We start from the raw sequence: 12,913 nt of genomic DNA, 5'->3' as shown, positions 1-12,913 counted from the left end.
TGCGGAGGGCTCAGCGCCTCAGTGGACGCCCAGCCATCCTTCGATGGGGTTGAGGGCGAAGTAGACGATGAAGATCACCGTCAGGCCCCACATGAAGGCGCCGATCTCGCGCGCCTTGCCCTGCGCGATCTTGATGGCGACCCAGGAGATGACGCCCGCCGCGACACCGGTGGTGATGGTGTACGTGAAGGGCATGAGCACCACGGTCAGGAAGACCGGTATGGCGGTGGCGCGGTCGGCCCAGTCCACGTGCCGGGCGTTCATCATCATCATCGCTCCGATGACGACGAGCGCGGCGGAGGCGACCTCCTGCGGCACGATCGCGGTGAGCGGCGTGAAGAAGAGGCAGCCCGCGAAGAAGAGGCCGGTGACGACGGAGGCGAGACCCGTGCGGGCGCCCTCGCCCACTCCGGTGGCGGACTCGACGAAGACGGTCTGGCCGGAGCCGCCCGCCACGCCGCCGATGGCGCCGCCGGCACCATCGATGAACAGCGCCTTGGAGAGGCCCGGCATGCGGCCCTTCTCGTCGGCGAGGTTGGCCTCGGTGCCGACGCCGATGATCGTGGCCATCGCGTCGAAGAACCCGGCGAGCACGAGGGTGAAGACGATCATGCCGACGGTCATCGCGCCGACCTCGCCCCAGCCGCCGAACTCGACCTCGCCGATGAGCGAGAAGTCGGGTGACGAGACCGCGCTGCCGTGCAGTTCGGGGGCGCCGTTCGCCCACTGCTTGGGGTCGATGACGTCCAGGGCGTTGAGGACGACGGCGACGACGGTGCCGGTGACGATGCCGATCAGGATCGCGCCGGGGGTGTTGCGCGCCTGCAGCATGAAGATGAGGAGCAGGGTGCAGGCGAAGATCAGGACGGGCCAGCCCTGGAGTTCCCCGGTGGGGCCGAGACTGAGCACGGTGGCCTTGCCGGGGTGCACGAAGCCGCCCTTGACCAGGCCGATGATGGCGATGAACAGGCCGATGCCCATGGTGATGCCGTGCTTGAGGGCGAGCGGGATCGCGTTCATGATCATCTCGCGGAGCCCGGTGACCACCAGAAGCATGATCACCACGCCGTACATCACGCACATGCCCATGGCCTGCGGCCAGGTCATCTCGGGCGCGACCTGCGAGGAGATCACACCGGACACGGAGAGTCCGGCGGCCAGGGCCAGCGGCACCTTGCCGACGAAGCCCATGAGGAGCGTGGTGACCGCCGCGGCGAGCGCCGTCGCGGTGATCAGGGCCTTCTGGCCCAGGGTGTCCCCCGCGGAGTCCTTGCCGGAGAGGATCAGGGGGTTGAGCAGGACGATGTACGCCATCGCCATGAAAGTGGTGATACCGCCGCGCACCTCTCGCGCGACCGTGGATCCCCGCCGGGATATGTGAAAGTACCGATCGAGCCAAGACCTGCCGGCCGGGACGCGCGAGCCGGGGCCCGCGTCCTCTGCGGTGGTCTTCGGCTCCACTGACGACTGGGTCATGGTGCCTACTCCCAAGGTTCACAGGGGCACCCGCGGAGTCGCGGGATTTGGGATGGTGCATTGGCTGCACGACCCGGGGGACGGCCCGAGACGAACGACATCTCCCTCGAAGGAGCGGGGAGTCGAGCTCCGAACGGTGCGGGCGGCGGAAGTGTGACGTTCCTGGCAGCCGCGCACCGCTCGGAGAACCTTGCCGGTCCCCGAGCGGGGGGACCTTTCCCTCAGCGAGGGATCACGTGCCGGTGAGGTGTTCGGGACGTACCGGCGTCTTGTTGAGTTCGAGACCCGTCGCGCTCCTGATGGCCGCGAGGACCGCCGGGGTGGACGACAGGGTCGGGGCCTCGCCGATGCCGCGCACGCCGTACGGCGCGTTCGGGTCGGCGAGTTCGAGGTAGTCGACCGGGATGGTCGGCGTGTCGAGGATGGTGGGGAGCAGGTAGTCCGTGAAGGAGGGGTTGCGCACCTTCGCGGTCTTCGGGTCGACGATGATCTCCTCCATCACCGCGACGCCCAGGCCCTGGGTGGTGCCGCCCTGGATCTGCCCGATGACGGAGAGCGGGTTGACCGCCTTGCCGACGTCCTGGGCGCAGGCCAGCTCGATCACCTTGACGAGGCCGAGTTCGGTGTCGACCTCCACCACCGCGCGGTGCGCGGCGAAGGCGTACTGGACGTGGCCGTTGCCCTGTCCCGTGCGCAAATCGAAGGCCTCGGTGGGGCGGTGCCTGAACTCCTCCTCCACCTCCACGGCCTCGTCCTCGAGGACCTCCACGAGGGTGGTGAGGACCTCGCCGCCGTCGGTGACGACCTTGCCGCCCTCCAGGAGGAGTTCGGCGTTGGCCCACGCCGGGTGGTACGAGCCGAACTTGCGCCGGCCGATCTCCAGGACCTTCTCGCGGACGATCTCGCAGGAGTTCTTGATGGCGCCGCCGGTCATATACGTCTGACGGCCCGCGGAGGTCGACCCTGCCGAGCCCACCTGGGTGTCGGCGGGGGCGATGGTGACCTGCTGGACGCCGAGCTCGGTGCGGGCGATCTGCGCGTGGATGGTCACGCCGCCCTGGCCGACCTCGGCCGCGGCGGTGTGGACGGTGGCCACGGCCTCGCCGTTGATGACCTCGATGCGGATCTTCGCGGTCGAGTAGTCGTCGAAGCCCTCGGAGAAGCCGACGTTCTTGATGCCGACCGCGTAGCCGACGCCCCGGACGACGCCCTCGCCGTGCGTGGTGTTCGACAGACCGCCGGGCAGCGCGCGGACGTCGGCGCCCTCGCTGGACTCCCACTGGCGCACGGGCGGCAGCGGGCGGGCCTTGACGCGGCGCAGCAGCTCGGCGACGGGGGCGGGCGAGTCGACCGGCTGCCCGGTCGGCATGATCGTGCCCTGCTCCATCGCGTTCTTCTGCCGGAACGCCACCGGGTCCATGCCCAGCTTGGCGGCGACCTTGTCCATCTGGGCCTCGTAGGCGAAGCACGCCTGGACCGCGCCGAAGCCTCGCATGGCGCCGCAGGGCGGGTTGTTGGTGTAGAGGCCGATCGCCTCGATCTCCACGTCGTCGATGACGTACGGGCCGACCGAGAGGGACGAGGCGTTGCCGACGACCGAGGGGGTCGACGACATGTAGGCGCCGCCGTCCAGGACGATCTTGCACTTCATGTGCGTGATCTTGCCGTCCTTGGTGGCGCCGTGCTCGTAGTAGAGCTTCGCCGGGTGCCGGTGGACGTGGCCGAAGAACGACTCGTACCGGTTGTAGACCATCTTCACCGGCTTGCCGGTGCGCAGGGCCAGGACGGAGGCGAGGATCTGCATCGAGATGTCCTCGCGGCCGCCGAAGGCGCCGCCGATGCCCGCCATCGTCATGCGGACCTTCTCCTCGGGCAGGCCGAGGCAGGGGGCGATCTGCTTGAGGTCCGAGTGCAGCCACTGGGTGGCCACGTACAGGTCGACACCGCCGTCCTCTGAGGGCACGGCGAGGCCGGACTCCGGGCCGAGGAAGGCCTGGTCCTGCATGCCGAAGGTGTACTCGCCCTTGACGATCACGTCGGCCTTCTCGGCGGCCTCGTCGGCGTTGCCGCGGATGATCGGCTGGCGGTGCACGATGTTCGGGTGCGGGACGTGCCCGGCGTGGTGGTCGCCGCGGTTCTCGTGGACCAGGATCGCGTCGGGCGCGGTCGCGGACGCCTCGTCCGTGATGACCGGCAGTTCCCGGTACTCGACCTTGATCTTGGCGGCGGCGCGGCGCGCGGTCTCCGGGTGGTCGGCGGCCACGAGGGCGACCGGCTCGCCGTGGTGGCGGACCTTGCCGTACGCGAGGACGGGGGTGTCCTGGTACTCCATGCCGTAGTTCTTCGCCGCCGGCAGGTCGTCGGCCGTCAGGACGGCGTAGACGCCCGACAGGGCCACGGCCTCGGAGGTGTCGATGGACACGATCTCGGCGTGGGCGACGGTGGAGCGCAGGACCTGGCCCCAGATCATCTCCTCGTGCCACATGTCCGAGGAGTAGGCGAACTCGCCGGTGACCTTCAGGGTGCCGTCGGGGCGCAGCATCGACTCGCCGACGCCGCCCTTCGTCTGCGAACCCTGGGTGACGTTGGCGGGGATACCGGTAGTGGTGCCGGCCATGATCAGACCACCTCTCCCTGGCGGGCCGCGGCGAGGCGGACCGCGTCGAGGATCTTCTCGTAACCGGTGCAGCGGCAGAGGTTGCCGGAGAGCGCCTCGCGGATGTCCGCGTCCGACGGCGTGTCGTTGCGCTCCAGGAGCTCGTCGGCGGCGACGAGCAGGCCGGGGGTGCAGAAGCCGCACTGGACGGCGCCCGCGTCGATGAACGCCTGCTGGATCGGCGAGAGTTCGGTGCCCTCACCGGTCTGGGAGTCCTGGCCCTTGGCCTTCCACTGCTGGGCGTCCTGGAGGGACGTGCCGCAGGCGCCCGAGGCGCAGCCGCCGCCCGGGTGGGCGTCCTGACGGTGCTTGGCGTAGTCGGCGAGGCCCTCGACGGTGGTGACCTCGCGGCCCTCCACCTGTCCGGCCGCGACCAGACACGAACAGACCGGCACGCCGTCGAGCCGGACGGTGCAGGAGCCGCACTCCCCCTGCTCGCAGGCGTTCTTGGAGCCCGGGAGCCCCATGCGCTCACGCAGCACGTACAGGAGGGACTCGCCCTCCCACACGTCGTCGGCTTCCTGCTGACGGCCGTTGACCGTGAAGTTCACGCGCATTATGCGACTCCCTCAGTGCTGCGGCCCTCGCCGCGGTACGACTCCCAGGTCCAGCCGAGCGTGCGGCGGGCCATGATCCCGACGGCGTGCCTGCGGTAGTTCGCCGTTCCGCGCACGTCGTCGATCGGGTTGGCGGCTCCGGAGGCGAGCTCCGCGAACTGCTTGGCGATCGAGGGGGTGATGATCTTCTTGCTGTCCCAGAAGCCGCCCTCTTCGAGCGCCGCGTTCAGGAACTCCTCGGCCGCCTTCGCCCGGACGGGCGTGGGGGCGGCGGAGCCGATGCCGGTCCGCACGGTCCGGGTCCCGGGGTGCAGCGCGATGCCGAAGGCACACACGGCGATGACCATCGCGTTGCGGGTGCCGACCTTCGAGTACTGCTGCGGGCCGTCCGCCTTCTTGATGTGGACGGTCTTGATGAGCTCGTCCGGGGCGAGGGCGTTGCGCTTCACGCCGGTGTAGAACTCGTCGATCGGGATGAGGCGGGAGCCCCGCACAGACTCCACCTCGACCTCGCAGTCGGCGGCCAGCAGGGCGGGGTGGGCGTCGCCCGCCGGTGAGGCGGTGCCCAGGTTGCCGCCCACGCCGCCGCGGTTGCGGATCTGCGGGGAGGCGACCGTGTGCGAGGCGAGCGCCAGACCGGGCAGCTCCGTGCGGAGCTCCTCCATGATCTGGGTGTACGGGACGGAGGCACCGAGCCGGACGGTCTCCTCGCCCACCTCCCACTCGCGCAGGTCGCCGATGCGGTTGAGGTCAAGCAGGTACTCGGGACGACGGTGGTCGAAGTTGATCTCGACCATCACGTCGGTGCCACCCGCAATCGGCACAGCCGTGGGGTGCTCGGCCTTGGCGGCGAGCGCCTCCTCCCAGCTGGCGGGGCGAAGGAAGTCCATGAGGCTCTCTTCTTGTTCGTATCGAGGGTCTTTCGCTTCGAGGGACGGGAGCATTCCGTTCCGGCCACTCGGGCCGTTGGTCCCTCGACTGCTCGTTCATGTGCTGTTAACGCGGAGTGGGCCAAGTACACCGCTCGCTCGTCCGATGGGGTCAGTCACCGAAACCATGAAGGAGTTGGCTGGCCAAGGCGTGCGTCTTGTAGATTCGTATGAAGAACGGGCCCCAGTAACCTCGCGGGTTCCCCCCGGAAACCGCGGACTCACGACGGCACAGGGCCCCGGCGCTACAGAGCGCACATGTTTGTACACACCATTCGAGACAGATCGGCGGCGACGACACCATGCGGCTGCGCGCACTCCTTGACACCGACGCGCTGGGCCTGCGGCTGCTCGGCGGCGAGGACGAGCTGGACCGCACCGTGCGCGGTGTGATGACCACGGACCTGCGGGATCCCAGCCGCTACCTGGCGGGCGGCGAGCTGGTCCTCACCGGCCTCGCCTGGCGCCGCGACGCCTCGGACACGGAACCCTTCGTACGGATCCTGGCCGGTGCGGGTGTCGCGGCCCTGGCGGCCGGCGAGGCCGAGCTGGGCGACATCCCCGACGACATCGTGCAGGCCTGCGCCCGGCACCGGCTGCCGCTCTTCGCGGTCAACGAGTCCGTGGCCTTCGCGACGATCACCGAGCACGTCGTGCGCCAGGTCTCCGGCGAGCGTGCCGGGGACCTGGCCGCCGTCGTCGACCGGCACCGCCGCCTGATGACGTCGGGCCCGGCGGGCGGCGGCCCCGACGTCGTCCTCGACCTGCTCGGCACCGACCTGGACCTGCGGGCCTGGGTCCTGTCGCCCGCGGGGCGCGTGATCGCCGGGTCGGGCGCGGCCGGGAACTCCCTGCCGGCACCGCTGTGCGCACGGCTCGCCGGGGAGCACCTGGCGGCCGTCAGGACGGGGCGGCGCGGCCCGCACCGCGTGACGATCGACTCGGTCACGTACTCGCTGTTCCCCATTCGGACCAGTGGGCGCGGAGCGGCCGGCGCCTCGCGCGACGTGCGCGAGTCCGTGCTCTCCGACTGGGTGCTCGCGGTGGAGGCCGACGCGGGCGACTGGCCCGAGGAGCGCCTCGACCTGTTGCAGGGCGTCACCCAGCTGATCGCGGTGGAGCGCGACCGGCGCGACGCGGCCCGCACGGTGCGCCGCCGCCTGGCCCAGGAGGTCCTCGAGCTGGTGCAGACGGGCGCGGCCCCCGCGGAGATCGCGGCCCGGCTGCGCGTCGCCGCCCCGGTGCTGCTGCCCGGTCTCGGCACGGCTCCGCACTGGCAGGTCGTGGTGGCCCGCGTGGAGTGGGAGGGCGGGGAGATCGACGGCGGTCCCGTCGCACAGTCGCTCCTGGAGGAGATCCTCGTCGACCCGTCGACGTCGGGCCCCGAGCCGTCCGACCGGATCGCGGTCGCCCACACCGGCGACGAGGCGATCGCCCTCGTGCCGCTGCCCGCGGTCCCCGGCGAGCACGAGGGGCCGGAGACGGGCCTGCTCGCGGACGCGCTCCTCGCCTCCGTCCACGACCCGCTGTCGGCGGGCCTCGACGGCGACGGCCGCCTCACGCTCGGCGTCAGCGCGTCCGTGCACTCGGCGGAGGGGCTGCGCGGCGCCCTGGAGGAGGCGCGGCACGCCCGCCGGGTCGCCGCGGCGCGCCCGGGCCGGGTCTGCGCGGCCGGTCACCAGGAGCTGGCCTCGCACGTGCTGCTGCTGCCGTTCGTGCCGGACGACGTGCGCCGGGCGTTCACGGCGCGGCTCCTGGACCCGCTGCGCGAGTACGACAAGCGCCACCGTGCGGAGCTCATCCCGACGCTGGAGGCGTTCCTCGACAGCGACGGCTCGTGGACGCGCTGCGCCGCGCGGCTGCACCTCCACGTCAACACGCTGCGCTACCGGGTGGGACGCATCGAGCAGTTGACGGGCCGTGACCTGTCGCGCCTGGAGGACAAGCTCGATTTCTTCCTCGCGCTGCGCATGAGCTGAGGTCATCCGGGTCGGGCCCGGCCCGCGTCCACGGGGCGCCGGCCGGGCCCGGCCCGTTTACTTGCCCGCCCTTTGTGAATTCTTTCACCCAGCCCCTTGGCCCGGTGCCGCGATCCATGCTGAGATTCGCCCACGACTCAACAGCTCAATGGTGTGCTCGGGGAGGGCAACGTGGCGCATACCGCCATGTCTGGTACCGGAACGACTGCAGAGCACGATCCACTCCAGACCGCGGTATGGCGGCTGCGCTCGCGCGGCTGCTGGACCGACGCTGCGGCGCTGCTCGCCTCACGGGCGGGGGCCGCGGCGGCACTCCAGAGGGCGGCGCTCCTCGTCGAGCGGTGCCTGTTCACCGGGGACGGCTGGGGCGAGGCGGAGGACGGTCTGCGGAGCGCCGAGGCGCTCGCCGAGGACGACGACGACCGGGGCGCGGCGGCCTGCGAACGGGGCCAACTGGCGTACGCCTCCACCGTCTTGAACGTACGCGACCGGGCCGACGAAGCGCGTACGGCGCTCGGCAGGGCGGCCGCGCTGCTCGCCCCGAACGCACCGGGGCGCCCCCTGCTCGACTTCCGCCGCGGCCTGATCGCGGAGCACATCGCGGACTCACCGCAGTCGGCGAAGGCGGCCTACCGGCGGGCCCACGCGGGCGCCACCGCGCACTCCGACCCGCTCCTCCTCTCCTTCACCTGGCGTCACCTGGCCGGACTCGCCCTGCGCGACGGGGAGTTGGCGGAGGCGCGGCACGGTTTCGCGGAGTCCCTGCGCATCCGCGAGGAGCTCGGCTACCTGGTCGGCACGGCTCCGGCGCTCGCCGCGCTCGCGGACGCGGAGCCGGAACCGGAGGCCACCCGGCTGCGCGCCGAGGCCGCGCGCCTCTTCCGCCTGCTCGGCGGCGTGCCGTCCTGGCTGGCCCAGCACCTGCAACCGCCGGCGGCCGCGGTCTGACACAACCGACCGCACTCCACGGGCGCCCCCACACGGCGGGGCGCCGGTGGAGCGCCACGCACCCGACGAGGCACCGGCGGGACACCCCACACCCGGCGAAGCACCGGTGGAGCGCCACGCGCCCGGCGGGGCACCGGTGGAGCGCCACGCATCCGGCGGGCACCGACGGGACAACCCACACCCCGGCAGGGCGCAGGCGGGACACCCCACACCCGGTGAGGCACCGGCGGGACGCCGCGCACCCGGCGGGCACCAGCGGGACACCCCACACCTGGCGGGGCACCAGTGAAGCGCCGCGCACCCCGGCAGGGCACCGGCGGGGCACCCCACACCCGGTGAAGCACCGGCGGGACACCCCACACCCGGTGAGGCACCGGCGGGACGCCGCGCACCCGGCGGGCACCGGCGGGACACCCCACACCCGGCGAAGCACCGGCGGAACTCCGCGCACCCGGCGGGCACCGACGGGACACCCCACACCCGGTGAGGCACCGGCGGGACGCCGCGCACCCGGCGGGCACCGACGGGACACCCCACACCTGGCGGGGCACCGATGGAGCGCCACGCACCCGACGAGGCACCGGCGGGACACCCCACACCCGGCGAGGCACCGGCGGGACAACCCACACCCCGGCAGGGCGCAGGCGGGACACCCCACACCCGGTGAGGCACCGGCGGGACGCCGCGCGCCCGATGGAGTACCCCGCCCGCCCCCGCCGCCCGGCCCGACGCTGCGCCACCGAGCCGCGAGCGGGCGTCGTTCAGGCCGACGCGCCCGTGAAGTGTTCGCGGACCAGGGAGGAGACCACGGGCAGGTCCTGGGCGGTCAGGGCGTCGAGCAGGGCCATGTGCTCGGCCGCGTCGGCCACCAGGTCGGCGCGGCGGCCCGCGACGGGGCCGCTCGCCAGGGGCCACTGCGAGCGGCGGTGCAGGTCCTCCGCCACCTGGACCAGCTGCTGGTTGCCGGAGAGCGAGAGCACCGCGCCGTGGAAGGCGCGGTCGGACTCGGCGTAGTGGGCCAGGTCGCCGCCCGCCGCCGCCGTCGCGGTCGCCTCGGCCAGCGGCCGCAGCTCGGCCCAGCGCGCCGCGGGCACCGTACGGGCCAGGCGCAGCATCACCGGGACCTCGATCAGCGCCCGCACCTCGGCGAGCTCCGCCAGTTCCCGCGCGCCGCGCTCGACGACGCGGAAGCCGCGGTTGGGGACGACCTCCACGGCGCCCTCGGTGGCCAGCTGCTGCATCGCCTCGCGGACGGGTGTCGCGGAGACGCCGAAGCGCTCGGCGAGGGCCGGCGCCGAGTACACCTCGCCGGGCGTGAGCTCGCCGCCGACGAGCGCGGAACGCAGCGCGGCCAGGATCTGGCCGCGCACGGAGCTGCGCCGGACCGTCTGACGCGTGCCGGCCTGTTCGGGCACCCGGACGCGCGGCGCCCCGGCGAGGGGACCCCCCTCGCGTGCTCCGGTCTGCTCCACCGCCTGACCCCGCCCTGCCTCTGATCGCTGTGAAAGGTACGAGAGGCACCATAGGCGGACACGACCGGAGTTGAAACATCGATCACGTCGGGTAAGGTAAGGCTAACCTGCTATCGATCGCGATTCGGTGGTCCCCCGCATGTCCGTCCCCACCTTGGCCGCACCCACCCAGGGCGCCCCCAGTGCCGTAGCGGACTCCTACGCCCGCCTGGGCGAGGTGTACTCCGGACTGCGCATCACCGAACTCGGTCACGAGGAACAGGCCCCACAGGGCGGCGGCTGGGTCACCGCCGCCCGGCTCGCGGAGGGCGGGGCCGACCTCGACGCGTTCCTGGCGTGGGACAACGCGCAGGTCCTCAAGGACTACGGCGTCCAGGCCCGCCCGGACGTGGTGGCGAGCTTCGGCCTGCACCGCTACGCCTGGCCGGCCACCCTGCTCATCACGGTCCCCTGGTTCCTGCAGCGCCGTGTCCCCCGCTTCCCGGTCGCCGACGTCTCCTTCCACCGCACGCTGGGCCGGATGGCCGTACGGTCGGACGGCTTCGCCTGTCTGCCGGACGACCCGGCGGCGGCGCGGCCCGACGCCCGCGTCGTACCGGACGAGGAGGCCCTGCGCGCGGAGGTGCGGGCCGCCGTCGCCGATCACCTGGGTCCGCTCCTGGACGGCTTCGGACCGCGGATGCGGCGCCGCTCGCGCGCCTTGTGGAGCCTCGCCACGGACGAGATCGTCGAGGGTCTCTGGTACGTGGCGCACCTCTTCGGCGAGGAGCAGCGGGCGATGACGGAGCTGGAGCGGCTGCTGCCCGGCGCCACCAAGCCGTACGTGGGCACGGCGGGATTCCGGGAGCTGACGGGCCCGAACGGCGAGTCGCTGCCGACCCGTGACCGGGCGAGCTGCTGCATGTTCTACACGCTGCGCCCCGACGACACCTGCGTCACCTGCCCGCGCACCTGCGACGCTGAGCGCATCGCGCGGCTGAGCGCGGACGCCGAAGCGGCCGCTTCCGCCTGAACCACCGTTTCACGCGCGTTTATTCGAACTCAACATCCGGCACTCAGCCGCGAGTTCGAGCAAAAGTACGCCGTGTGTGCTCCCTTGCACCCCCATGGCGTCCTCTTGCGCCGAAACCCCGTGGGGTCCCTTCGGGTTGGGTCAATATGGCGCCCGTTACGCCCTACCGCAATGCAAGGGACCCCCAGATGAGACTGACCGACATATCGCTGGACTGGCTGCTCCCGGGTGGCGTCCTGCTCCTGGGCCTGCTGGTGGCGGTTGCGGTGCTCACGCGCGGCAAGCGAGGCCACGCCAAAGCAGCCAAGGGAAGCGCGAGCGACGAGTCGTGGGAGCGCAGCGAGGAACGCCGCAGACGCAAGGAAGCCGTCTACGGAACCGCGTCCTACGTGCTCCTGTTCTGCTGCGCGGCCGTCGCCGCGGCGCTCTCCTTCCACGGCCTGGTCGGCTTCGGCCGGCAGAACCTCAGCCTCTCCGGCGGCTGGGAGTATCTGGTCCCGTTCGGCCTCGACGGCGCGGCGATGTTCTGCTCCGTCCTCGCCGTGCGCGAGGCGAGTCACGGCGACGCGGCCCTCGGTTCGCGCCTGCTCGTGTGGACGTTCGCGGGCGCCGCCGCCTGGTTCAACTGGGTGCACGCGCCGCGGGGTCTTGGCCACGCGGGCGCTCCGCAGTTCTTCGCGGGCATGTCGCTCTCGGCGGCGGTCCTCTTCGACCGCGCGCTGAAGCAGACCCGAAGGGCCGCGCTGCGCGAGCAGGGTCTGGTGCCGCGGCCGCTGCCGCAGATCCGCATCGTGCGGTGGCTGCGGGCGCCCCGTGAGACCTACGGGGCGTGGTCGCTGATGCTCCTCGAAGGCGTACGCACCCTGGACGAGGCCGTCGAGGAGGTCCGGGAGGACCGCCGCGAGAGGGAACAGACCCGGTTGCGCAGGCGTGATCAGGAGAAGCTGGAGCGCGCACAGCTCAAGGCCCTCAGCCGGGGCCACCGGAACTGGCAGGGCCGTGGCGGCGGCCGCCAGGTGGACGTGCAGGCCGTCGCACCGGCCGCCGGGTCCGCGCAGGTCGGCGCGGACCCTGCCATAGCGGCGCAGGAACAGCTGCCGGTACGCTCCCGTCCCTCCCTCCAGGCCGTCAGGAACGGCCCTGACGGTGCCGCTCCCGTGGCTCCCGTCACCGTCGACCTCACGGCCGAGGACGACACGCAGGCCCTGCCCCGGCTCGACTCGCTGGAGCGGAAACTGAAGGACCTGGAGCAGCAGTTCGGCTGACACGGCCCGTACGGCGGCGGCAGGCTCAGGCCGCGCCGCCGCCGTCGAGCTCGAACCAGACCGCCTTCCCCACGCCGTGCGCCCGTACCCCCCAGGCGTCGGCGAGTGACTGCACCAGGATCAGGCCCCTGCCGCTCGTACCGTCGTCGGCGATCGGTACCCGCGGCTCCGGCCGGTGGCCCACGAAGTCCCTCACCTCCACGCGCAGGCCGTGCGGGCCCACGGTCGCCGTGACGACCGCCTCGTGATCGGTGTGCACCAGTGCGTTCGTGACCAGTTCACTGGTGAGGAGTTCGGCTATCTCGCTCTTACCCGGTTTTCCCCAGTGCCGCAGAAGCTCCCTCAGGGATTTCCTGACCTCGGACACCGCGCGCAGATCCGCTCTCCCCAGCCGCCGCGTGAGCTGACCCCGGTCGGGCCCGCTCCGCATCTCACCGGTCCTCTCATTCCGTATGTCCGGTGAAGAAGCCCCGAGATTGCCGGAGCCGCCCCCTCGTGAATGCCTCGTCATGACCCCCGCCCACAATGCGATGTCTCTGCCTCCCTTTCGAACAGCCTCACGGGATGCATGCCCCGGGCCGGTCACCGCACGCTTGTCGAATCATCAATTAATGGCGGG

Annotated in this window: 10 protein-coding genes; 4 read left to right on the top strand and 6 right to left on the bottom strand. The window is 72.0% G+C overall.

The window, feature by feature from the left end:
• Positions 1-18 precede the first annotated feature (18 nt).
• The 4 genes from AC07DO_RS17080 to AC07DO_RS17065 all read right to left on the bottom strand — a co-directional run bounded on the left by AC07DO_RS17080 (position 19) and on the right by AC07DO_RS17065 (position 5,579).
• Positions 19-1,476, bottom strand: a complete 1,458-nt coding sequence (locus tag AC07DO_RS17080; protein WP_479060404.1) for an NCS2 family permease — start codon at positions 1,474-1,476, stop codon at positions 19-21.
• Between the two features lie 232 nt (positions 1,477-1,708).
• A complete protein-coding gene (locus tag AC07DO_RS17075) occupies positions 1,709-4,093 on the bottom strand; it encodes a xanthine dehydrogenase family protein molybdopterin-binding subunit (RefSeq protein WP_479060402.1) in 2,385 nt (794 codons plus the stop codon).
• Positions 4,094-4,095: 2 nt separating this feature from the next.
• Complete coding sequence (locus tag AC07DO_RS17070; protein WP_479060400.1) at positions 4,096-4,689, bottom strand: (2Fe-2S)-binding protein; 594 nt, start codon at positions 4,687-4,689, stop codon at positions 4,096-4,098.
• Positions 4,689-5,579 (bottom strand): FAD binding domain-containing protein, encoded by an 891-nt coding sequence (locus tag AC07DO_RS17065; RefSeq protein WP_479060399.1) that lies wholly within the window; start codon positions 5,577-5,579, stop codon positions 4,689-4,691. Before AC07DO_RS17065 ends, AC07DO_RS17070 begins: the two co-directional genes overlap by 1 nt.
• 341 nt (positions 5,580-5,920) lie before the next feature.
• Here AC07DO_RS17065 and AC07DO_RS17060 point away from each other — a divergent pair, with 341 nt between their 5' ends.
• Positions 5,921-7,597, top strand: coding sequence for a PucR family transcriptional regulator (locus tag AC07DO_RS17060; RefSeq protein ID WP_479060397.1), 1,677 nt, complete (start codon positions 5,921-5,923; stop codon positions 7,595-7,597).
• Positions 7,598-7,783: 186 nt separating this feature from the next.
• Positions 7,784-8,545, top strand: a complete 762-nt coding sequence (locus AC07DO_RS17055) for a hypothetical protein (RefSeq protein ID WP_479060395.1) — start codon at positions 7,784-7,786, stop codon at positions 8,543-8,545.
• 761 nt (positions 8,546-9,306) lie between these two features.
• Here AC07DO_RS17055 and AC07DO_RS17050 read toward each other — a convergent pair.
• Positions 9,307-10,017, bottom strand: a complete 711-nt coding sequence (locus AC07DO_RS17050; protein ID WP_479060393.1) for a GntR family transcriptional regulator — start codon at positions 10,015-10,017, stop codon at positions 9,307-9,309.
• A 139-nt stretch (positions 10,018-10,156) separates the two neighbouring features.
• Between AC07DO_RS17050 and AC07DO_RS17045 the strand changes: the two genes are divergently transcribed.
• Together AC07DO_RS17045 and AC07DO_RS17040 are read left to right on the top strand one after the other, a co-directional pair.
• The gene (locus AC07DO_RS17045; protein ID WP_479060391.1) at positions 10,157-11,029 is read left to right on the top strand and encodes a (2Fe-2S)-binding protein; all 873 of its coding nucleotides are present in this window, start codon (positions 10,157-10,159) and stop codon (positions 11,027-11,029) included.
• Between the two features lie 188 nt (positions 11,030-11,217).
• Complete coding sequence (locus tag AC07DO_RS17040) at positions 11,218-12,294, top strand: DUF2637 domain-containing protein (RefSeq protein ID WP_479060389.1); 1,077 nt, start codon at positions 11,218-11,220, stop codon at positions 12,292-12,294.
• A gap of 25 nt (positions 12,295-12,319) precedes the next feature.
• Here AC07DO_RS17040 and AC07DO_RS17035 read toward each other — a convergent pair whose 3' ends face one another.
• Positions 12,320-12,724, bottom strand: a complete 405-nt coding sequence (locus AC07DO_RS17035) for an ATP-binding protein (RefSeq protein ID WP_479060387.1) — start codon at positions 12,722-12,724, stop codon at positions 12,320-12,322.
• Between the last annotated feature and the right edge of the window lie 189 nt (positions 12,725-12,913).

The organism is Streptomyces sp. NPDC045678, assembly GCF_056432085.1.
Note: the sequence above shows the minus strand (reverse complement) of the source record. Positions and strands in the feature narration are given on the sequence as shown.

Coding starts and splice junctions, on each gene's coding strand:
- AC07DO_RS17080 (WP_479060404.1), bottom strand. CDS start 1,476: ATGACCCAGTCGTCAGTGGAGCCGAAGACCACCGCAGAGGACGCGGGC.
- AC07DO_RS17075 (WP_479060402.1), bottom strand. CDS start 4,093: ATGGCCGGCACCACTACCGGTATCCCCGCCAACGTCACCCAGGGTTCG.
- AC07DO_RS17070 (WP_479060400.1), bottom strand. CDS start 4,689: ATGCGCGTGAACTTCACGGTCAACGGCCGTCAGCAGGAAGCCGACGAC.
- AC07DO_RS17065 (WP_479060399.1), bottom strand. CDS start 5,579: ATGGACTTCCTTCGCCCCGCCAGCTGGGAGGAGGCGCTCGCCGCCAAG.
- AC07DO_RS17060 (WP_479060397.1), top strand. CDS start 5,921: ATGCGGCTGCGCGCACTCCTTGACACCGACGCGCTGGGCCTGCGGCTG.
- AC07DO_RS17055 (WP_479060395.1), top strand. CDS start 7,784: ATGTCTGGTACCGGAACGACTGCAGAGCACGATCCACTCCAGACCGCG.
- AC07DO_RS17045 (WP_479060391.1), top strand. CDS start 10,157: ATGTCCGTCCCCACCTTGGCCGCACCCACCCAGGGCGCCCCCAGTGCC.
- AC07DO_RS17040 (WP_479060389.1), top strand. CDS start 11,218: ATGAGACTGACCGACATATCGCTGGACTGGCTGCTCCCGGGTGGCGTC.
- AC07DO_RS17035 (WP_479060387.1), bottom strand. CDS start 12,724: ATGCGGAGCGGGCCCGACCGGGGTCAGCTCACGCGGCGGCTGGGGAGA.